This is a genomic window from Capnocytophaga cynodegmi DSM 19736 (genome assembly GCF_000379185.1).
Lineage (GTDB): Bacteria > Bacteroidota > Bacteroidia > Flavobacteriales > Flavobacteriaceae > Capnocytophaga > Capnocytophaga cynodegmi.
The window spans coordinates 26,938-47,665 of the sequence record NZ_KB900713.1; the positions used below are offsets into that span (position 1 = coordinate 26,938).

The following is a 20,728-nucleotide window of genomic DNA, read 5'->3' on the forward strand; positions in this document are numbered from 1 at the left end:
ATTTTGGCAAAGCTATTCATTTTTTTGCTCTTCCGAAAATTATATATAGAAAAATTTAATCGAACTCTTTTTAACTTATATTTATTGATTTAATTTTTTCCACAAATCCCAAATGACAATTCCTGCGCTTACCGAAATATTTAAAGAATGCTTTGTTCCATACTGCGGAATTTCAATAACTCCGTCAGAAGCAGAAACCACCTCCTGCTCCACTCCTTTTACCTCATTTCCAAATATAACCGCATATTTTGTGGCTGAGTTGGGCTGAAAATTATTTAGCATTACGGATTTTTCTGTCTGTTCAACACTAATGACACGAATTCCTTCTGATTTTAAGCGTTCCACAACCGAAATTGTACTTTCAACATACTCCCAATCAACACTTTCTGTAGCCCCAAGTGCCGTTTTATGAATTTCTTTATTCGGAGGAGTTGCCGTTATACCACAAAGAAATATTTTTTCAATCAAAAAAGCATCACAAGTTCGAAAAACAGAACCTATATTATTCAAACTCCGAATATTATCTAAAATTACAATGAGTGGTGTTTTAGTTGCTTTTTTAAATTCTTCTATTTCTAATCGTTGTAACTCACTATTGGCTAATTTCCGCATATTTTGTTGTGTAAAAAATTATAGACGACTCACTTTATCTACTCCTTTCAAGGCTTTTAAATCTTGCATTAATTTTTTCAAAGTAGCGTTGTTATTGACTGTAATTGAAACTTTTCCGTTAAACATATTCCCTTCCGCATCAATATTGATATTGGTTAACTTTACAAATTTGTTTTCAGAAATTACCCTTGATATATCCCCAACTAAGCCATCACGGTCTAATCCACTTATTCGGACAGCAACTTTAAATTCTTGCTCTTCCGATTTTACCCACTTGGCAGGAATAATCCGATATGCATAATTTGATTGCATCGAAATAGCATTAGGACAATTCTTTTTATGAACCTTAATTCCTTCATTTATAGTAATAAATCCAAAAATAGGATCACCAGGAATTGGGTTACAACACTTAGCAAAAGTATAGTCCAAGGCTTCTTCCTCTTTGCCAAAAACAATGCTATCATAATGCTCGTTGGGCTTGTGAATGACTTCCTCAACAGGCTTTTTGGTTGTGGTGATTTTACTCTTGAAAAAGTTAAAAAATGAAGTTCTTTTTGAAACAAAATCACGCAACATCTGGTTGGTAATTTCTCCCGTTCCTACTTGATAAAAAACATCTAAACTCGTTTTAGTTTTAAAATGACTAACTAAATCGTTTACAACATCTTCTGTAAGAATTAACTTAAGTTGTTTTAACTTTCTCATCAGAAGTTCTTTACCTTCCGAAGCAACAATCTTAACCTCTTCTTTTAATGCCGATTTTATTTTGTTTCGGGCTTTAGCTGTTGTGGCATAATTTAGCCAGTTTTTGTTAGGTTTTGCATTTTCGGCTGTGATAATCTCCACTTGGTCACCGCTTCGTAGTACGTGACTTAATGGAACAAGTTTATTATTTACTTTCGCTCCACGCGTTTTCATTCCAACTCCCGTATGAATGTAAAAAGCAAAATCCAAAGGAGTTGCTCCTTTTGGCAACGATTTTATTTCTCCGTTAGGAGTAAAAACGAAGATTTCTTTAGCGTATAAATTTAACTTGAAATCCTCTACAAAATCAACTGCATTGCCTTCACTGCCTTCCAAAACTTCTTGCAGACGATTAAGCCATTCTTCAATACCTGCTTCTTTTTGATTTCCGTGTTTGTATTTGAAATGTGCTGCATATCCTTTTTCAGCAATTTCGTGCATTCGTTCACTTCGTATTTGCACTTCTACCCAGCGCCCTTTAGGTCCCATAACTGTAATGTGCAACGCTTCATATCCTGTTGATTTTGGAGCAGATATCCAATCTCTCAGGCGTGTGGGATTAGGTCGAAAGTGGTCAGTTACAATAGAATATATTTTCCAAGCCAAAAATTTTTCTTCCTCAGGCGAACTTTCATAGATAATACGTATTGCAAATTTGTCGTATATTTCCTCAAAAGTGACGTTTTGAGCCTCCATCTTTTTATAAATGGAATAAATTGATTTGGGGCGACCCTTAATACGATAACTTATCTTTTGACTATTCAAAGATGATTCTATTATTTCAGTAAAGGACTCAATGTAAGACTTTTGCTCTTCTTTGGACTCTTCCATTTTGCCAAGAATACTATAATAATATTCTGAATCTGTGTACTTTAAACCTAAATCTTCTAATTCAGTTTTAATATTGTAAAGACCGATACGATGCGCCAAAGGAGCATAAATATACAAGGTTTCGGAGGCTATTTTGGCTTGTTTGTGTTCTGCCATCGAATCCATTGTTTGCATATTATGCAGTCTGTCAGCAATTTTGATGATAATCACACGAACATCATCATTCATTGTAAGAAGTAACTTTCTGAAATTTTCAGCCTGTAATGAAACATCATTTTCACGACTGAGATGTGAAATTTTTGTAAGTCCCTCAACAATGTGAGCTACAGTTGTTCCAAAAAGACGTTCCATATCTTCCACTGTATAGTCAGTGTCCTCCACTACATCGTGTAGCAAGGCTGCTGCAATAGAAACTGCGTCTAATCCTATTTGTGAAGCAACGATTTTAGCCACAGCAATTGGGTGAAGAATATAGGGCTCTCCACTTTTTCTACGTTGGTCTTTATGAGCATCAACTGCCGTATCGAAAGCCAAGCGAATAAGTTTTTTGTCTTCTTCTGTAAGTGTTTGGTAACTAATTCTTAAAAGCTCTTTGTATTCCCTTGCAATGGCTTTATTTTCTTCCTCTAAATCAAGTCTCCATTCCATAGTATCAAACGTATTTTTCTTATATTAACTATTTGTGGAAAAATCAGTACATCATATTCATTTATGAAAGAATGATATACAATTTCAACCGTACCTTGCAAAATTATATAAAATAATAATTCTATTTACATTTTTTATAGATTTTTTTATTATAATTTCACAACTGAGTAGCTTAAAGCAAAAGATTTGTCTTTATTTTAGAAGATATGTGGTAAAAATTGAGAAGAGTAAAAATTCAAAAAATACAAGTAAAAATATTATTTTTCTTCAAAGACGACTTCAAAAACCAAACTCCAGTTTTTTCCTGTAATAAAAAATGTTTCACGAGCAGGGTGATACGCAATTCCGTTTAAAACGTCCAATTCATCAATTTGTTCTACTTTTTCTTTCAGTCCACGAACATCAATTATTCCCTCAATCGCCCCGTTTTCAGGATTAATTATCATTATACCATCTTTTTGGTACGTATTTGCATAGATTTTCCCATTAACCCATTCTAACTCGTTAGTATTGGAAAAGAGTGACTTATCGGTACAAAGTTGTATAAAATCTTCTTCTTCAAAAGTTTCAGAATTTAAAATCCATATTTTTTCTGAACCATCACTTTTGTATATTTTTTCTCCGTTGTGGCAAATTCCCCAACCTTCTCTACTCTTTCCATATTTGAAACTTCCAATTTGTTTTAAATCAGAATTATAAATCAAACCTTTGTTTTCTTGCCACGTCAGTTGAATTATTTTTTCATTAAGAATCGTTACCCCTTCACCAAAATATTGTGAATCTAATTGAATGTTTTTATATATTTCCCCTGTAAAAATATTCCATTTTTTCAAAGAAGATTTCCCGTACTGACCTGTACTTTCTATGATTGTATCTCCCACAAATTCAAATCCTTGTGTATATGATTTTTTGTCGTGAGGATATGTGTTTAAAACTTTGTAAGTATAAATTTTGGGTGACTGATTCGCTAAAATAGTTATTTCTTTCTGTATTTTATGCATTTTTCCACTTTGGGTTGTTATTTCAGCCTCCAAAATTTGTTTGCCTAATTTAACATCTTTAAGCTGGTATTTTTTATTTGCTTCAGGAATTGTATTTCTATTAATTTTGTATGTTACAGATGTAACATCTTCTCCAAAATTATTTTTGGATATGTCAAAATCAAGAACATCATTCAGTTGATATTGTTTACTTTTGGGAGTGATTTCAATACTAAATTTGTCCTTTTTTTGTGTTCCTACTCCATTACAGGAAACTAGTAAAAAACTCAAAATAAATGATAGAAAAATAGTTTTCATTTAAAAAAATTATCTTTTTTGCTGGAAAGAATACGTAATTGTACCAACCTGTACACCTCTTCCTTGTACACTATTAAAACGAGCTTGTTGAGCATACGACAAGGAATTATCAAGAAGACAACCATCTGAAGTTGTGGAATTTACCTTGTCAATTGTTGCTTCAATTACATTACCTGACTCATCTACTTTTATGATAACTACTACCCTACCATATCTCTCACAAGTAAAAATAGGATTTGGTAATTCTTCTCGTAAAGTTCTGTCAGTCAATGCATATTTAACCAGTGCATTTTTATTAACAACATCGTCGTTTTTGGTTAAAGTTTTTTCCTCAACTTTTATATTTGTAGGCAAAATTAAATCTGTTTTAGGAGCGTTTGAAGTCAATAATTCTTCATTAGCTTCCATCATCTCACGTTCTGCTAAAATTTCATCAAGGCTTTTGTGAGCATCTTCCGAATGTTGTAAATTCATATCCGACTCATTATAAGCGCTCAAAGTAACTTTCGTATTATTAGGAGTTTCCGTTAACTCTTCCATTTCTTTGGGCTTCTCTTCAATTTCTTCTGGCAAGTCAGAAATATGGCTCATTTCAATCATAATTTCCTTCTCGTGATTCTGAAGCTGTATTACGAGAAGCGAGATTACCAAACAAAACATAATGAACAAGGTCACTGTTATTGACTTATCCGAATCTGAGAATAAAGAGAAAAAGTATTCCATTTCATACCGAAAACCACTTGTTTTTTTACGTTTTTTTTGAAAAAAAATAACTTTCTTGTCAGATTTCACCTTTTTTTCATTCAAAGTTTCTTTCTCTTTGACTTTTTCCTCAAAAAGCTGATTTATAGTTTTTTTTGTTTCAACCTCTATTTCGTAAGGCTTATGTCTGTTTTCATAAAGGTCATTGATGGTTTTCATCTTAGTTTTTTTAGAATTTTTTGCTCCACAAAATCATCAGGAGAAAGGGCGTTTTCAACAGGAAAATCACCAATTCTCGTACGCCTCAAAGCGACCAAATGAGCACCACTTTGCAAGGCTTTTCCAAAATCATTCGCTAAAGAACGAATGTAAGTTCCCTTACTGCAAACTACCTCAAAATCAATATCAGGGAAATGGCTAATATCAATATTAAATTGCTGTATTTGAACGATTCGCTTAGGAACTTCTATGGTTTCCTCTCCTTCACGAGCCAATTCGTAAAGCCTTTTTCCTTCCCTTTTTATAGCGGAAAATACGGGCGGAGTTTGCTCTATTTCTCCTATAAATTGCTGACGGACTTGCTCAATCAATTCAGGGGTGATATGTGCTATCGGAAAGGTTTGCTCAATTTCTGTTTCCAAATCGAATGACGAAGTGGTTGCCCCCAATCGGATGGTTCCTGTATAAGTTTTTAGAGCGTCTTGAAATTTGGTAATTTTTTTGGTGAATTTTCCCGTGCAAATGACAAGCAAACCCGAAGCGAGAGGGTCTAAAGTTCCAGCGTGTCCTATTTTAATTTTTTTTAGTTTGTAGTTTTTTATAATAGACCATTTAATTTTATTAACCGCCTGAAATGAAGACCAATGCAAAGGCTTGTCAATCAGTAAAATTTGACCTTCAAGAAGTTGTTCAGGGGTTAAAAAATGTTCTGTCATATATATTTAAAAACTTAATAGATGTAAGTTGTATTTTTTTATTATTTGATAATGTTTTGTTTACAAAAATTAATTATCATCAACGCCGTAATATTTTACTCCAATTTTGATGCGTTCTCGTCCGTTTTCAAGTCGCCATTTGTTCGTATCACGCAATGAATAAGCACAACCGCAATATTCTTGCATATAGAATTGCTCTCGTTTGCTAATTTCGAGCATTCGGGCAGAACCTCCTTTTTTTCGCCAATTGTGTGTCCAATAGGTTATTCCTTCGTACTTCTCTGCAGCTCGAATGCCACAATCGTTGATTTGGTCAAAATTCTTCCAACGCGAAATCCCAAGCGAACTTGTAATGGTATCAAAACCATTTTCATAAGCATACAAAGCTGTACGCTCAAAACGCATATCAAAGCACATCGTGCAGCGAACGCCTCTTTCGGGTTCCATTTCCATTCCTTTAGCACGTTCGTACCAGTTATCTACATCATAATCAGCATCAATGATAGGAATATTGCATTTTTCAGCAAAGCGAATGTTCTCCTCTTTCCTGATTTCATATTCTTTCAAAGGATGAATATTTGGGTTGTAGAAAAATATAGTAAACTCAATACCCGAAGCTTGGATAGCCTCCATTACTTCTCCTGAACAAGGGGCACAACAAGAGTGTAATAGCAGTTTTTTACCATTATTAGGAAGTGCTAATTTTTCACGAATTAAAGTCATTTTCTCTTTTATTTTTTTGCAAATAAAGTAATTTTTTTGATGTCTTTCACAGCTATTATAAAATATTTTTTTGTAAATCTGAAAAAACTAAAGAAATGCAAACTATTTTTAAAAAAAAATCACATAAAACATCTTGAGATTAATATTCTTAAAACATATTTGTTTCTTACTGAAAATAAGCATTTTGTTATACAAAAAAAGCCTTTGGGGTTTATGATTATTTTATGTACATTTGCACACAATTATTAAACGATAAAGAATGCGAAGAAATTTTTTTGATTATATTTTGATTTCTTTAAAAGGAATGGCTATGGGAGCGGCTGATGTAGTCCCAGGAGTTTCGGGGGGAACAATAGCTTTTATCTCTGGGATTTACGAAGAACTTATTGACTCTATCAGCAAAATCAATTTAGGGGCTTTAAAAATTCTTAGAAAAGAAGGAATTACTCCCTTTTGGAAACATATTAACGGAAATTTCTTTCTTGCCCTGTTTTTAGGAGTGGCAATCAGTATTTTTTCATTAGCAAAAGGCATTAAGTGGTTACTAGCTAATGAGCCTATCTTGGTTTGGTCTTTCTTTTTCGGATTGATGGTAGCCTGTATTCTATTTTTAGCGAAAGACATACAGAAATGGAGTTTAGCTACAATTCTGGTGATGATTATTTCGTTTGTAGTTGCCTACGGAATAACAACTTTACCTCCTTTAGGAAGCCACAACGGATTAATATTTTTATTCTTCGCTGGAGCTTTGGCTATTTGTGCGATGATTCTTCCCGGTATTTCAGGAGCTTTTATTTTGGTTCTTTTAGGAGCTTATGACATCGTTCTTACCGCCGTTGATGAAAAAAACATTAAAATATTAGCAATAATTGCAATGGGAGCTGTTTTTGGATTACTAAGTTTTTCCAAAATATTAAAATGGCTTTTTGAACATCATCGGAATTTGACTATTGCTTCCTTAACTGCTTTCATAATTGGCTCACTTAATAAAGTTTGGCCTTGGAAAGAAGTTATTTCAACCAAAGTAGATGCTCACGGAAAAGTAATTCCGTTGTTAGAAAAAAGCATTCTACCCACTTACTACGAAGGAAATCCGCAAGTAATTCTTGCAATTACAATGGCTTTGGCAGGTTTTTTCCTGTTGTACGGACTTGAAAAATGGGCAGGAAAATTGAAAACAAACCGATAAAGAACATTAACAATATAATTACAATGAGATTGTTTTAAAAATATTTAAAATAGTCTCATTTTTAAATTGCAATGACTTTAAACTGGTGATATATAATATAGTCTGAAAAATAAATATTATGAAACGTTTGTTTGCTTTAGTTGGGAAAAATATTTCGTACTCTTTCTCAAGGGCTTATTTCACAGAAAAATTTGAAAAAGAACACATTTCAGATGCTGAATATGTCAATTTCGATTTGAATTCTGTTGATGAGCTGCCTCAAAAACTTCAGAAAAATCCAAACATACAAGGAATGAACGTAACCATTCCTTATAAAAAGGAAATTATTCCTATGTTGGCAAAATTAGACCCTATAGCAGAAGAAATCGGGGCGGTGAACACCATCAAAGTTACCCAAAAAGGATTGATAGGGTACAATACCGATTATTTTGGTTTTAGTGAGTCATTAAAGCCTTTTTTGAAGGAACATCACACTAAAGCTCTGATTTTAGGTACAGGCGGAGCGTCCAATGCAGTAGCATATGCACTGAAAATGCTCGGAATTTCTTTTCGGTTTGTGTCCAGAACACCCAAAATGGGGCAATTTTCGTACTCGGATTTATCCTCACAAATTATAAACAAATACAAAATCATCATCAATTGTACGCCTTTAGGAACTTTCCCTAATGTAGAAGACTTCCCTCCTATCCCGTACCAATTTCTGACCTCAGAACATCTGCTTTACGACCTAATTTACAACCCAGAGAAAACAACTTTCTTGCAAAAAGGAGAAAAAAAGAAAGCAATCATCATTAACGGACGGAAAATGTTGGAACTTCAGGCTGAAAAAGCGTGGGAAATATGGAATGAAATCTCCAATGAAAGTAAAAAATAACTAAAATATCACCTAATCAATATAAATCAAAGTAAAAAATGGCTTAAATATCAGCTTTTAAGTTTCTAAACATTTAAAAATAATCACTTTTGTATGGAAATAACATATTCTTTATCCGAAATAGACGCAGTTGCACAACAGATACTTCCTCTACTTTCTTCCAAAGTTGTTGTTTTTGAAGGAAGTATGGGAATGGGAAAAACTACACTTATCAAATCGTTAGTAAAGGCCATTGCTATTGACGACGTTACAGGAAGCCCCACATTCGGTTTGGTAAATCATTATGAAAGTGATGACAACATCGTATATCATTTTGATTTTTATCGTATTGAACACGAGGAAGAGGCTTTTGATATTGGCTTTGAAGAATACCTATATTCTGGGGCGTGGTGCTTCATTGAGTGGGCAGAACGCGTAAGCTCTTACCTACCTGAACGTTACACCACAATTGAAATTCAGTGGATTGATACCGACAAAAGAAAGCTAAAAATTATCAATCCTTCCGATTAGGAAGCGTAACACGCACTTTCACAGGAAAATGGTCTGACGGATATAGTCCGTCAATTTTTTTATCTATAATTTTATAATTTTTCGCCTGTAAACCTTCGGAAATGAAAATAAAATCAATACGTTCTTGAGGAGCTTCATCTAATTTGAACGCTGTGAATGTACCTTTAGGAATGTTGTTATAAGGTTTGTAAGTATCTTTGAGTTGTTTTTTGATGGCAACGATACCTTCGTGTTGTGGCGGAACATTAAAGTCACCCATAAGTATCACATTTGCTTTTGAATTACCTGCAATTTCTTTTATTTTATCCAAAATCAAAGTGGCACTTTCCCGCTGAGCTACCTTTCCTTCGTGGTCGAAATGTGTGTTGAATACAAAGAACTCCGTATTGCCTTGCTGCAATTTGAGCCAAGTTGTAATACGATTGCAACAGGTTCCATCCCAGCCTTTTGACGGAACTTCGGGAGTTTGTGAAAGCCAAAACTGACCGCTATCAAGCAACTTAAATTTTTTCTTATCGAAAAAAACAGCCATATGCTCCCCACCTTGCTTTCCGTCATCTCTTCCTACTCCCACACGCTGATAATTCGGAAAAGCGTCCTCTAAAAATGTTACTTGATGATGTAATGCTTCCTGAACACCCAAAATAGCAGGATTTTCTGCCTTAAGAAACCTCACAACACGTTCTTTTCGATTACCATCTGTCCAAGAATTTTCCTTATCGCCCGTATTATCAAGACGAATATTGAAAGTCATCACGTCGAAAGTCTGAGCATAACTCAATTTGCCAAAAAATATGACAAATACCATCAAAAATAACTGAATTTGTCTTTGTTTTATGAACATAATCTATCTAATTTAATAAAAATATGCCTATTAATGTATTATTTTTTATCCTCTAAAAGATTAAAAATCCTATCTTTTACCCAAAAAAATAAATTAAAAAAAGATAGGAGGCATTAAAACATAAATTTTTAAAATGAAAAAAAATCAAAAAACAATCACCTCCTATCCTAAAATTGTAAAAAAAGGGGAATGAAGAAAAAATTAATAAATAACTTATTAGTACAATGAATTGTTTAACCTATAAACCTCCATTCCCCCAAAGAATAAAAAAGTTTCTACTTCTAATGAAATACAAATAGTAATAATAATCCTCAAATTTTTCTGAGAAGAAACTTTACTTATTAGTTTCTATTTCAGATATGTTTTATTTGTTTCGTTTTTATTTGAAAATCAAAAAATAATGTTCTGTTTTATCCTGCAAACATAATAATTCTGACATTGTACTCATCGGTAATATCCATAAGCGTTCCTGTTAAAATTCCAAGTAAATTGATAAAACTTATTTTATCATAATGCCCAATATATTTCCGCTCGATATTATCCATTGCCGAAAGTACTTCATCAAAATTAGGGACATCTTCCTTAGGAACTCTTCCCATATAAATTTTAGTCTGAGTTAATTCCTGTCTGTGGTTTCGTATTTTACTACTTAAGTCAGATAAATCCTTCTGTATATGTTCTTTTTCAATCAAATAAATTCGTTCTAAAAGCTCTCTTAACTTACTAGGTTTGGAAAATCTTTTAACACGAATCTTGGAATAATCCAATTCAGAATGATAGTTGTTTATCTTTACAAGTAAATCTTCTAACCAAAAATAATCAAACTGAATAGCCTCATATTCTTGTTCTGTAAGTTGATATTTTTTCATATCCTCTTCCTTGTCGAACTCATTAATATCCCAAAGGCTGTATCCGATGGCATCATCAAGTCGATAATCATTCGTATTGATTTCGATTGCTCTCTGATATACATCATTTTGGTACAATAAGATAGCTAAACGTGTTCCTATTCGCATTGCTTTTTTAAATTTTAGTTGTTTGGGTTTAAAAACGAATACTTTTTTAGTTTTTTAATTCAATGCTTTTTTAACGGTTTGATTAATATTATTGATTATATTTAAATATTTAGCCTCTCCGTTAATTTCCGCTAATGCATTGATACGTTTGCATACTTTTACGAATACTTTTTGCATTTCTTCACGCTTTTCTTTAGCCTGTCCGCTCTTAACTACGCCTTGCTCTTCGATGCGACGCTCATAAGCTACAATGAAATTATTATTCGCAACCCGAAGTGCTTCAATCCATTCGGTAGCTCTAATTTTTTCAATAGCTTGTTTTAACTCAGAAGCCTGTAAATCCTGTAAAAGGCTCACTATTATTCCCGTTTCTTCTTGTAAAGGACGAGTTTGCGGATTTTTTCCGTACTTTTCGATTATTAGTGAGACTTTTTTAGCTGCTTGAGCTACTTCTTCAGTTGGGAAATGAAGATAAAGATTACATTGGTCGATAAAAGAAGTCAGGAAAAGGTCTCGTTTGTGGTCAAATTCTGAAATTACTTCAGTGTATTCACTCTTTTTCAGCCCTTTTAGTGCCTTATCCAACTCTTCAAGAGCTGTATCAAACTCAGGTTTGAGCCTTTCCAACTCTAATTCTGTTAAATTCTCTGCTTCTAAGAAGCGTTTAATGGTTGCCATAACTTGGAAATACTCCATTTGGCGAACTTTCCGAAGGTCTGTACGATGAATCATAACAATTTGTATTTATTTCTACTTGCCAAATGTACAAATATTCATATTTAAAAGCAATTTTTTCAGTATTTTTTTCTTATCAAATAGTTTCGTTTTCTTTCTATTTTGAGATTTGTTGTAAATACATTCTTTTTGAGATATTTTTTAGTACTTTTAATCAAAAAGATACTTTAAAGTTCATATAATTCTTTCTTTTAAATTCATAGAAGGTTTTAACATCATATTTTTGTATAATTTTAATTTAAAAATAGATTTTAAGACACTATTTTATACAGAATTAGATATAAAAATACTCTAAAAATAGATATTTTATTATGATTTACACTAAAAATCATCTTATGATGTGATATTTTAGTGAAAATAGAATTGATTTAGAAGAATTATATTTCATTTTAGAGTAATTTCTATTTAAATTATAGAAGATTATTGTTTTTGGAACTTTCAATTATATATAATATATTTGTGAAGTAAAATTTTAAAATCGAAAAAAATGGAAATTATTGTAACAATACTAAGTATTTTAATAATCATTGTTGGAATTATAGGAACTATTCTGCCTATTTTACCAGGTTTAGTGCTATGCTTAGCAGGTTTGTTTGCTTATAAATTTTTTGGAAATGGAACAGAATTAGCAAATACGTATCTTTGGGTATTTTCTATTTTAACTATTCTTTCGTTAATTCTGGAATACATTATTCCTGTGAAATTAAATAAAAAATATGGAGGAACAAACTGGGGAAGTGCTGGAGGCGTTGTGGGAATACTCATAGGTTTCATTATTCCAATTCCATTAGGTTTTTTAATAGGAATGCTCGTTGGGGTTTTTGTTGGAGAACTACTACACGATAGCCAAGACACAAGTAAAGCATTCAAATCAATGAAAGGTTCTATCATTGGTTTCTTTTATGGAACTGCTTTCAAATTATTAATTGGAATTGCAATTCTCTTTACAATTTTAATTGATTTGATTATGAAACTCTTTTAATCAAATTTCTTTTATTATCTTTTAGGAAGAAACATTTTTATACTATAATCAGTTTTGAAAAGTTTATTTATTAGTAAAATCTGATTATAGTTTTTTATTTATTAATGATTATCTGATATTTTAGTATATATTATTTTTAGATTATGGAATTATATCAGAGAAAGACTTCATTTTACTTTTATTTTATACAGATGAGGTATCAAAAATAGTACTTATATCTGTTTTACATTTATTGAATCTCTCTTACTGAAATATTTATACGTTAATTCTGTTTATTTTAACTAAAAAATCTTGTGAAAAGCCGTTCTTTTTTCATAGTTTTGCCCCGAAACAGGTTGAAATATTCAAAAATTGGCTTAACAATGAAAAAGATTTTGTTACTTATCTTCAGTTTTTCCGCAATGGGAAGCATTGCTCAGGAATTGCGGTCTTCTTACTTTGTAAAAACATCAGCTTTTAGACATCAAATAAATCCAGCTTTGCTTGATAAGCCCTATGTTGCTGTGCCTATGCTGGGAAACATCAATGTAGGAACGCGAGGAAGGAATGGACATTCTACGTTCTTCTATCCGCTTGAAAATAATTCTGATAATCATTTTGTGACGTTTCTGCACCCTTCTGTCAATGACAAGGATTTCTTAAAGAAAATAAAAAACAACGTGACTATCAACGCCAATTTGAATTACAATTTGCTTTCTGCAGCTTTCAATGCTTTCAACGGAACGAATTTAATAGAGGTTAATCTCCGTTCCAACAATTACGCAATTTTTCCACATCATCTTTTTGTGTTTATGAAGTCGCCTACTTCAAAAAAGAACTATTCTTTTAAGAATTTAGGGATGAAATCGGAAACATATGCCGAATTTGTTTTGGGACATTCACGTAAACTCAGCCGAAACCTCACCATAGGAGGAAAATTAAAGGTTTTGATAGGTGCAAGTTACGCAGAATTAAAGGTAAATCATATGCATATTTCTTCTGTGGGAAATTTTTGGAACATAGACGGCGACACTGAACTAACTACAGCGGTGTTCAACTCTCACTTAAGGTATAAAGAAGATTCAGACACACAATCTCAAGCCCCGTCAGGTAATAAACCAAGGGTAAACGACCTTTCCGACCCTACTTTTGGTCTGCCCGGAAGAGGAGTTGCATTGGATATGGGGATTACCTACCAAACGCCTTTTATAGAAGAACTTACACTATCAGCTTCCTTAACCGATGTGGGTTATATGGTTTGGAAAAACGCCAATATGGCTTCCTCAAAAGGAAATTGGATGTTTGATGGTTTTAAAGACTTCTCACACTACAACCCAACGGAAAGCCCTACCGTGTCTTCTCAAATAAAACAACTGAAAATTGAAACTGCAAGAATGCTTTCGTTGTATTATGACGGAAAAAAGAACACAGGAAAGATGCTACCTATGACAATCAATTTGGGAGCGGAGTACATTGTTCCATCTTACGATAAGCTACATTTTGGAATGTTATTTTCACACAGATTCAATGACATCTACAGCTTTTCACAGATGATGTTATCGGCAAATATTCGCCCTACTGATTGGTTTGAGGCTTCATTAAGTGGTTCTGCCACCAGTGATAGCGTTACTTTGGGTGGAATACTTAGCTTTTATACTCCAAGATTCAATTTTTACATAGGTTCCGACCGATTTTTCGGAGGATTGTCAGAGCAATACATTCCTAAAAATAGCCTCAACGCGAATGTTAATTTAGGTTTTGTTATTCCGCTTGAAAGAAGATACAGATAAAAAAAGCTATTCCTTACGGAATAGCTCTTTTCACGCATTTCTCCTTCATTTTCCCTCTGCTCTGCTAATCACTCTACATAACATCTCACTTCACAAACCTCCCTTACATTTCATCTCACTTCATTTATCCCTCAATATATCTTTATGTTATAATAATATCACGGTGTTGAATTAGAAACCTGAATAGCTTTGCCGTTAAACAACTCATTCGCATTTAACGCAAAATCAAAAATATACTTTGCCATACTTTCAGGACTTGTATTAGCTTTATATTCAGGAAAAGCCTCCGAAAGCATTTCTGTTTGAACAGCCCCTAATGCCAAGGCGTTGAAAGCAATTCCTTTCTCTTTATATTCTTCCGCTAAAAGCTCCGAAAGTGTAATTACGGCTCCTTTTGATGAACTATAAGCTGCCAAACCTGCAAATTTCATACTCCCTTGAATTCCTCCCATACTACTGATGGTAACTACGTGTGAGCCTTTGCTCATAAATGGAATTACAGTTTGTATCAGTCTGGCAACTCCGAATATATTAACATCATAAACCTGAAAAAAATCCTCACGAGTAAGCATTTCAAAAGGTTTATTGATTAATTTACCTGCATTGTTGATAAGAACATCTACTTTTCTCCATTTATCAGATAAAAAACAAGAAACTTGCTTCAAATCTTCTTCTGATGTTATATCAAAAGGAAAAAAATCTATATTTTTATTATTAAAATCTTTTAAAGGTTGTGTATTTCTTGATAAAGCTAATACTTTATGACCCGAATTAGCAAATTGTTTTGCCAACTCCAAACCTATTCCTCTACTTGTTCCCGTAATTATTACATTCTTCATTTTGATGTAAATCCACAAGAATTATATTCTTCGCCAACAAAGTTAACTTTTATATTTTAATTTCCAAAGATTTTTCTATTATTTTTTTACTTTTGATTTAATTTCAAATATTTACTACCTTTACCCCTGTTTTCAAAAAGTAATTCATATGAAAAAAGGATTTATGGCATTAATCGCAGGAATGATTGCAAATTTTACTACAGCACAACAACCATTAACTCCTGAAAAGTTATGGGAACTGAACAGAGTTGGAGCTATTGGGCTTAGCTCTGATAAAAATTATGTTTTCTTCAGTGTTTCGAAACCAAATATGGAGGATAATACATTCAAAAGGACTTTCTACAAACTCTCAGTAAAAGGCGGTGTTCCCGTTCCAGTTTCAGAAGAAGAAACAAAGAAAGTTACCGAAAAAATAAATGCTTCAGGTAGTAAAAAATTAATTCATAAATCGGTGAAAATTAATCCCGTTTTTGCAAAAGACTTCTATCAAGATTTAGATAAATCAACAGGGCAACTTTACAGATCGTTAAATCACCGGCATTGGGATAAATGGACAGATGGTACGTTCAATCACGTATTTATTGAAAATATTGAAGATGGAAAACAAATAGATATTATGGAAAATCTTCCCTATTATTGTCCGCAGGAGCCTTTTGGAGGAAGTGAAGATTATATTTGGAACAATGACGGAACAAAAGTATTATACGTTACTAAAGCCAAAACAGGAACTGATTATGTACTTAGTACAAATACTGACATCTATCAGTACGACTTACAAAGTGGCAAAACAACAAATATCACTGAAGGAATGATGGGATACGACACACGTCCGTCTTTTAACAAGAATGGGGTTTTGGCTTGGCTAAGTATGAAAGAGGAAGGTAATGAGGCAGATAAAAACGATTTAATTATCCTTCAAAATGAGCAAAAGAGAAATATTACTGAACATTGGGATAATACTATTTTTAGTTATATTTGGAGTAATGACGGAAAAAAAATCTACTTCCTCGCTGCAACAGATGGAACAGAACAAGTTTTTGAAATAAATCCGTTTGACGAAAAGCCCACTCCAAAACAGCTAACAAAAGGTAATTTTGATATCAATGGAATTATCGGTCAGGCTGGAGATTTATTAGTGGTAACCCATACAGATATGAACCAAGCTGCTGAGATTTATACCATTAATCTTGCTAAAAAGTCGAAAAAGAAAGCTTTTTTAGATGTAACACAACTCTCTCACATTAACGACGATATGTACAAAACTATTGCGAAATGTGAGGTAAAGGAAAGAATTATAAAAACAACTGATGGGAAAGATATGTTTGCTTGGGTTATCTATCCTCCTGACTTCAATCCTGAGAAAAAATATCCCACGTTATTATATTGCCAAGGAGGACCACAATCTGCTCTTACCCAATTTTATAGCTTCCGATGGAATTTTCAGTTAATGGCTTCACAGGGATATATAGTGATTGCTCCAAGCAGACGCGGAATGCCTGGATTTGGCACCGAATGGAATGCACAAATTAGTAAAGATTGGGGCGGACAAGTAATGAAGGATTATCTTTCTGCCATTGATGATATTTCAAAAGAAAGCTATGTAGATACTTCACGTTTGGGAGCTATTGGAGCAAGTTATGGAGGCTATTCTGTATTTTACTTGTCTGGAATTCATAACAAACGTTTCAAATCATTCATAGCTCATTGTGGAGTTTTTAATTTACAAAGTATGTACGGAACGACAGAAGAGTTATTTTTTAACAATAATGAAATTGGCGGGGCTTATTGGGAAAAAGACAATGAGGCTGCAAAAAAATCATATCGAGATTTTAATCCTATTGAACTTGTTGGAAATTGGGACACTCCAATACTGATTATCCACGGAGGAAAAGATTACAGAGTTCCAAAAGAACAGGGGCTTCAAGCATTTACTGCTGCACAAGTAAGAGGCATAAAAAGTGAGTTGCTTTACTTCCCTGATGAAAATCATTGGGTGTTAAAGCCTCAGAATGGTTTGTTCTGGCAAAGAAACTTTTTCAGATGGCTTAAAGAAACTCTTTAAAATACAATATAATCCATTTAAAACTACTTTTTGCGTGTAACCTATAATTAAAATAAAAGATGAAACGAACATAGGCTAACAAGAAATTTGTTAACGCAAAAAGTAGTTAAAATTTATCTTTTGAGAATATTAAAAAAACTTTTTATTTTACCGTCAAAAACCTCAAAAGAGATATTCAAATAATTGGTATCATTAATTTTTTCAATTTCAGTATATTTTTTTGGCAATGTTTTAATGGCTTTTCTGGCTTCCAAAATACGGAAGCCCATCACAAATGCCACTAAACCAATAACTTTTATTAGTATAAAATCTCAATATTGCTTCTTCTTCCAAAGTAAGTTCATTAGCAAACTTACGAACTAATGTTCCATTTGCAAAATCATCGTAAATCGCTCTAAATTCATTGTTTTTCAATAAGTTTTTTTAAAACTAATCCAACATTATCAACACTTTTACCAACCCTAGCCAGTTACTCTTTTATCTCTTTGCTTACAGAGTTATCCGCACTTTTAAGAGCTTTGTTGGCACTCTGGCGTATTTGTTGTTGGGTAAAGGTATTGACATCTAACGATACCATTTCCAACCAAAACAAATAGGCACATAAATTATTGCAAAACTCACTCTATTAATCATTTACATATTTTGTGTATTTTGAAAGAATTTTATTTCATCATAAAAACTTTCCATTTTACTAACAATATACTTTCCTAGCTTATCATCAGAAGGAATTGCTTCAAAATATAGTCTAAATATAGTCGTTAGAGGCATAAAATCTTCTGAGATAATTTCTTCTGTATCTTTACCATTGATATTTCCCAATACTTTTTTGTATTGAGATAATATTTTTTTATGAGCATTAAAATTCTCTACATATACTAAATACTCAAATAACGCTATTAACTCTACTAATTTATATTCTATTTTACACATAAATTTGGAAATTTTAAACGGAATTCACCATATGTATATATCTTCCCTGTTTTGTAATCTTTTATACTCTGTACCCAAACGTTCTCAGGATATTGATATTTTATAATTATTATTTGATCCGCTCCTCCCATAAATTCAGGGGCTTTAGGTGGCCAAGGACCAACTTTTCCTACTGCTAATTTTTCTCCTTTTGGAATTTTAATAATAGCTTCAAACCTCATTGAATTATTAAATTCTTTAACTAAAGCGAGTTCTTCTCTTGTTAACTTTTCAGAAGTAGAAACATATACACCTCTTAATTTAGCACTTCCTCCAAACCTTCTATATGTTAAAATATCTTCTGTCGTTTCTGCTATTATATATTTTGAATTTAAAAAAGTATCTGCTTGATTCCCAAAAAGTTTTTCTGTAGGAAGTATTTTAATTTTTTCATCTATAAGTGTTTTTGAAGTTAATTCAACATCATCAACTTTCCCTCCAACCCTTGCCAGTTCCTCTTTTATTTCTTTACTTACAGAGTTATCCGCACTTTTAAGAGCTTTGTTGGCACTCTGGCGTATTTGTTGTTGAGTGAAAGCATCTGCCCCCAATGATGCCATTTCCAACCAAAATAAATAGGTGTGTAGATTACAAAAAAATTAACACCCTATGTGTCGTGTTGATTTTCAATAATATTTTTAATCAAATAATTTATTCTACCAATATGCCTTATTATAATATCATAGACCTCATTATCAATATCTCGTAAAATTCCTGTTTCATACAACAACCTAACAAAATTTTGTATTTTAATATCAACTATATATAATTGATTTATATGTTTTTGCTTAACTATTTCTATTGATTTTTCTAAATCAACAAAATCTTTTTGAAATAATTTATTATACATTATATCTCGTAATTCATATAGTGTATTTTCAAGTTCATTGATTAAAAAATCATTTCTATACATAATAAATTATCTTTTTATCTGATTTGGAAATATTTAATTTTTATCATCCTATTTCCCAATACAAAAATTCGCAAATATATTTCCGAGTACTTCGTCATTGGTAACTTCGCCGGAGATGGTACCAAGGTGATAGAGAGCCTCACGAATGTCGATGGCGAGAAGGTCGCCAGAAAGATTCATTTCCAAACCTTCCTGAACTTTTATAATCTCGGCAAGGGCATTAGAAAGTGCTTCGTAATGACGTGAATTACTAATGATTACATTATTTCCAGAGGACGTAAAACTTTCAGCGTACATCGAAAGTTCTGACTTCAATATGTCAATATTTATATTCTCCTTAGCAGAAATTTCCAAAATGATATCTGTATATTTAGGAACAAGTTCCGACTTCAATTTTCGGTCGAAATCACCAAATTCACCACCAGAAACATCTACTTTGTTATGCAAAAGAATTATCTTTAAGTCGTCTCGATATACTTCTTTCACAAAATCAATAACTTCCTCAGGTTGATTATCCAATTCATCATAGAGATATAATAAAACATTGGCTTGTGTAATCTTTTCTTTCGCTTTTTTAACACCAATCTCTTCTATTTTATCAGAAGTTTCACGAATTCCTGCTGTATCAATGAATCGGAAAGCTGTTCCGCCGATGTGTAACACTTCCTCGATAGTATCACGTGTTGTTCCCGCAATGTCCGAAACGATAGCTCGTTCTTCATTCAAAAGAACATTCAAAAGCGTTGATTTCCCTGCATTGGGTTTGCCTACAATCGCTACTGGAACTCCATTTTTGATAACATTTCCCGTTGCAAATGAGTCCATCAATCGTTTAATTGTAGTCTGAATTCTTGAAAGTAGTGAACGAAATTGGTTTCTGTCAGCAAATTCTACATCTTCTTCCGAAAAATCAAGTTCTAATTCAATCAAAGATGCAAAATTAAGCAGTTCAGTACGTAGTTCCTCAATTTCAGAAGTAAAACCGCCTCGCATTTGTTTCATAGCGATAGCGTGAGCGGCTTCGCTGTCGGAGGCAATAAGGTCAGCAACAGCTTCAGCTTGTGACAAATCCATTTTTCCATTTAGAAATGCCCTCAAAGTAAATTCCCCCGCCTTTGCTAATCGACATCCTTTGGCAAGACAAACTTTTATCACTTGCTGAATGATATAACTACTTCCGTGACAAGAAAATTCTACAGTAGGTTCACCCGTATATGACTTATTTCCTTTAAAAATCGTTGCAAGACATTCATCTATTATCGTCTTATTATCAAAAAAATAGCCCAAATGTACAGTATGCGAATCAGAATTAGCTAAACTTCTTCCGTGATGTGCTTTAAATACGCTATCAGCAATTGAAATGGCATCTTTTCCTGATATTCTGATGATAGCAATAGCTCCACTCCCTGAAGCTGTTGCTAATGCTATGATAGTTTCATTCATTTCTTTTTATTTTTTTATATTTATAGACTTATTTCAGTTTAAATTCATCAAATATTATACTTTATGAAAAATATAAATATTAATATTTTC

Annotated in this window: 21 protein-coding genes; 6 read left to right on the plus strand and 15 right to left on the minus strand. The window is 32.8% G+C overall.

Annotation, left to right across the window (positions count from 1 at the left end):
- Positions 1–81: 81 nt before the first annotated feature.
- The 6 genes from YW9_RS0104965 to YW9_RS0104990 all read right to left on the minus strand — a co-directional run bounded on the left by YW9_RS0104965 (position 82) and on the right by YW9_RS0104990 (position 6,493).
- Positions 82–612, minus strand: a complete 531-nt coding sequence (locus tag YW9_RS0104965) for an RNA methyltransferase (RefSeq protein WP_018279089.1) — start codon at positions 610–612, stop codon at positions 82–84.
- An 18-nt stretch (positions 613–630) separates the two neighbouring features.
- Positions 631–2,835, minus strand: coding sequence for a RelA/SpoT family protein (locus tag YW9_RS0104970; RefSeq protein ID WP_018279090.1), 2,205 nt, complete (start codon positions 2,833–2,835; stop codon positions 631–633).
- Between the two features lie 257 nt (positions 2,836–3,092).
- The gene (locus YW9_RS0104975) at positions 3,093–4,133 is read right to left on the minus strand and encodes a glutaminyl-peptide cyclotransferase (RefSeq protein WP_018279091.1); all 1,041 of its coding nucleotides are present in this window, start codon (positions 4,131–4,133) and stop codon (positions 3,093–3,095) included.
- 9 nt (positions 4,134–4,142) lie between these two features.
- Positions 4,143–5,054, minus strand: a complete 912-nt coding sequence (locus tag YW9_RS0104980) for an energy transducer TonB family protein (protein ID WP_026193828.1) — start codon at positions 5,052–5,054, stop codon at positions 4,143–4,145.
- On the minus strand, positions 5,051–5,770 hold the full coding sequence (gene truB / locus YW9_RS0104985) for a tRNA pseudouridine(55) synthase TruB (protein ID WP_040353793.1): 720 nt from the start codon (positions 5,768–5,770) through the stop codon (positions 5,051–5,053). The genes YW9_RS0104980 and truB overlap by 4 nt, the downstream gene beginning before the upstream one ends.
- A gap of 69 nt (positions 5,771–5,839) precedes the next feature.
- Positions 5,840–6,493, minus strand: a complete 654-nt coding sequence (locus YW9_RS0104990; RefSeq protein WP_018279092.1) for an epoxyqueuosine reductase QueH — start codon at positions 6,491–6,493, stop codon at positions 5,840–5,842.
- Between the two features lie 259 nt (positions 6,494–6,752).
- On the opposite strand from YW9_RS0104990, the gene YW9_RS0105000 reads away from it, so the two are divergent.
- The 3 genes from YW9_RS0105000 (at position 6,753) to tsaE (ending at position 9,066) form a co-directional block, all read left to right on the plus strand.
- A complete protein-coding gene (locus YW9_RS0105000; RefSeq protein ID WP_018279094.1) occupies positions 6,753–7,682 on the plus strand; it encodes a DUF368 domain-containing protein in 930 nt (309 codons plus the stop codon).
- Between the two features lie 118 nt (positions 7,683–7,800).
- Positions 7,801–8,556 (plus strand): shikimate dehydrogenase family protein, encoded by a 756-nt coding sequence (locus tag YW9_RS0105005; protein ID WP_018279095.1) that lies wholly within the window; start codon positions 7,801–7,803, stop codon positions 8,554–8,556.
- A gap of 93 nt (positions 8,557–8,649) precedes the next feature.
- On the plus strand, positions 8,650–9,066 hold the full coding sequence (gene tsaE, locus YW9_RS0105010; RefSeq protein WP_018279096.1) for a tRNA (adenosine(37)-N6)-threonylcarbamoyltransferase complex ATPase subunit type 1 TsaE: 417 nt from the start codon (positions 8,650–8,652) through the stop codon (positions 9,064–9,066).
- Here the strand turns inward: tsaE and YW9_RS0105015 are convergent.
- The 3 genes from YW9_RS0105015 to YW9_RS0105025 all read right to left on the minus strand — a co-directional run bounded on the left by YW9_RS0105015 (position 9,050) and on the right by YW9_RS0105025 (position 11,658).
- Complete coding sequence (locus tag YW9_RS0105015; RefSeq protein WP_018279097.1) at positions 9,050–9,910, minus strand: endonuclease/exonuclease/phosphatase family protein; 861 nt, start codon at positions 9,908–9,910, stop codon at positions 9,050–9,052. The two genes, tsaE and YW9_RS0105015, sit on opposite strands and share 17 nt — an antisense overlap.
- Positions 9,911–10,320: 410 nt before the next feature.
- Positions 10,321–10,926, minus strand: coding sequence for a hypothetical protein (locus tag YW9_RS0105020; RefSeq protein WP_018279098.1), 606 nt, complete (start codon positions 10,924–10,926; stop codon positions 10,321–10,323).
- A gap of 54 nt (positions 10,927–10,980) precedes the next feature.
- A complete protein-coding gene (locus YW9_RS0105025; protein WP_018279099.1) occupies positions 10,981–11,658 on the minus strand; it encodes a DUF6261 family protein in 678 nt (225 codons plus the stop codon).
- Positions 11,659–12,148: 490 nt separating this feature from the next.
- On the opposite strand from YW9_RS0105025, the gene YW9_RS0105030 reads away from it, so the two are divergent.
- Together YW9_RS0105030 and YW9_RS0105035 are read left to right on the plus strand one after the other, a co-directional pair.
- On the plus strand, positions 12,149–12,643 hold the full coding sequence (locus tag YW9_RS0105030) for a DUF456 domain-containing protein (protein WP_018279100.1): 495 nt from the start codon (positions 12,149–12,151) through the stop codon (positions 12,641–12,643).
- 362 nt (positions 12,644–13,005) lie between these two features.
- On the plus strand, positions 13,006–14,412 hold the full coding sequence (locus YW9_RS0105035) for a DUF5723 family protein (RefSeq protein ID WP_155848731.1): 1,407 nt from the start codon (positions 13,006–13,008) through the stop codon (positions 14,410–14,412).
- 158 nt (positions 14,413–14,570) lie between these two features.
- Here YW9_RS0105035 and YW9_RS0105040 read toward each other — a convergent pair whose 3' ends face one another.
- A complete protein-coding gene (locus tag YW9_RS0105040) occupies positions 14,571–15,251 on the minus strand; it encodes an SDR family NAD(P)-dependent oxidoreductase (RefSeq protein ID WP_018279102.1) in 681 nt (226 codons plus the stop codon).
- 148 nt (positions 15,252–15,399) lie between these two features.
- Between YW9_RS0105040 and YW9_RS0105045 the strand changes: the two genes are divergently transcribed.
- Positions 15,400–17,313: a S9 family peptidase gene (locus tag YW9_RS0105045; RefSeq protein ID WP_018279103.1), complete on the plus strand. Its 1,914-nt coding sequence runs from the start codon at positions 15,400–15,402 to the stop codon at positions 17,311–17,313.
- A 231-nt stretch (positions 17,314–17,544) separates the two neighbouring features.
- On the opposite strand, the gene YW9_RS13455 is transcribed toward YW9_RS0105045, so the two are convergent.
- From YW9_RS13455 to mnmE, 5 genes are all read right to left on the minus strand, one after another.
- Positions 17,545–17,727, minus strand: a complete 183-nt coding sequence (locus YW9_RS13455; RefSeq protein WP_155848732.1) for a hypothetical protein — start codon at positions 17,725–17,727, stop codon at positions 17,545–17,547.
- 219 nt (positions 17,728–17,946) lie between these two features.
- Positions 17,947–18,243, minus strand: coding sequence for a hypothetical protein (locus YW9_RS0105060; RefSeq protein WP_018279106.1), 297 nt, complete (start codon positions 18,241–18,243; stop codon positions 17,947–17,949).
- A complete protein-coding gene (locus YW9_RS0105065; protein WP_155848733.1) occupies positions 18,231–18,833 on the minus strand; it encodes a hypothetical protein in 603 nt (200 codons plus the stop codon). The genes YW9_RS0105060 and YW9_RS0105065 overlap by 13 nt, the downstream gene beginning before the upstream one ends.
- A gap of 56 nt (positions 18,834–18,889) precedes the next feature.
- Positions 18,890–19,195, minus strand: a complete 306-nt coding sequence (locus YW9_RS0105070) for a hypothetical protein (RefSeq protein WP_018279108.1) — start codon at positions 19,193–19,195, stop codon at positions 18,890–18,892.
- A gap of 48 nt (positions 19,196–19,243) precedes the next feature.
- Entirely contained in the window at positions 19,244–20,638 is a 1,395-nt protein-coding gene (gene mnmE / locus YW9_RS0105075) for a tRNA uridine-5-carboxymethylaminomethyl(34) synthesis GTPase MnmE (RefSeq protein WP_018279109.1), read from the minus strand.
- Positions 20,639–20,728 lie beyond the last annotated feature (90 nt).

Bases quoted from the DNA above. Each gene is read 5' to 3' on its own strand.
- YW9_RS0104965 (WP_018279089.1), bottom strand. From the start codon at position 612: ATGCGGAAATTAGCCAATAGTGAGTTACAACGATTAGAAATAGAAGAA.
- YW9_RS0104970 (WP_018279090.1), bottom strand. From the start codon at position 2,835: ATGGAATGGAGACTTGATTTAGAGGAAGAAAATAAAGCCATTGCAAGG.
- YW9_RS0104975 (WP_018279091.1), bottom strand. From the start codon at position 4,133: ATGAAAACTATTTTTCTATCATTTATTTTGAGTTTTTTACTAGTTTCC.
- YW9_RS0104980 (WP_026193828.1), bottom strand. From the start codon at position 5,054: ATGAAAACCATCAATGACCTTTATGAAAACAGACATAAGCCTTACGAA.
- truB (WP_040353793.1), bottom strand. From the start codon at position 5,770: ATGACAGAACATTTTTTAACCCCTGAACAACTTCTTGAAGGTCAAATT.
- YW9_RS0104990 (WP_018279092.1), bottom strand. From the start codon at position 6,493: ATGACTTTAATTCGTGAAAAATTAGCACTTCCTAATAATGGTAAAAAA.
- YW9_RS0105000 (WP_018279094.1), top strand. From the start codon at position 6,753: ATGCGAAGAAATTTTTTTGATTATATTTTGATTTCTTTAAAAGGAATG.
- YW9_RS0105005 (WP_018279095.1), top strand. From the start codon at position 7,801: ATGAAACGTTTGTTTGCTTTAGTTGGGAAAAATATTTCGTACTCTTTC.
- tsaE (WP_018279096.1), top strand. From the start codon at position 8,650: ATGGAAATAACATATTCTTTATCCGAAATAGACGCAGTTGCACAACAG.
- YW9_RS0105015 (WP_018279097.1), bottom strand. From the start codon at position 9,910: ATGTTCATAAAACAAAGACAAATTCAGTTATTTTTGATGGTATTTGTC.
- YW9_RS0105020 (WP_018279098.1), bottom strand. From the start codon at position 10,926: ATGCGAATAGGAACACGTTTAGCTATCTTATTGTACCAAAATGATGTA.
- YW9_RS0105025 (WP_018279099.1), bottom strand. From the start codon at position 11,658: ATGATTCATCGTACAGACCTTCGGAAAGTTCGCCAAATGGAGTATTTC.
- YW9_RS0105030 (WP_018279100.1), top strand. From the start codon at position 12,149: ATGGAAATTATTGTAACAATACTAAGTATTTTAATAATCATTGTTGGA.
- YW9_RS0105035 (WP_155848731.1), top strand. From the start codon at position 13,006: ATGAAAAAGATTTTGTTACTTATCTTCAGTTTTTCCGCAATGGGAAGC.
- YW9_RS0105040 (WP_018279102.1), bottom strand. From the start codon at position 15,251: ATGAAGAATGTAATAATTACGGGAACAAGTAGAGGAATAGGTTTGGAG.
- YW9_RS0105045 (WP_018279103.1), top strand. From the start codon at position 15,400: ATGAAAAAAGGATTTATGGCATTAATCGCAGGAATGATTGCAAATTTT.
- YW9_RS0105060 (WP_018279106.1), bottom strand. From the start codon at position 18,243: ATGTGTAAAATAGAATATAAATTAGTAGAGTTAATAGCGTTATTTGAG.
- YW9_RS0105070 (WP_018279108.1), bottom strand. From the start codon at position 19,195: ATGTATAGAAATGATTTTTTAATCAATGAACTTGAAAATACACTATAT.
- mnmE (WP_018279109.1), bottom strand. From the start codon at position 20,638: ATGAATGAAACTATCATAGCATTAGCAACAGCTTCAGGGAGTGGAGCT.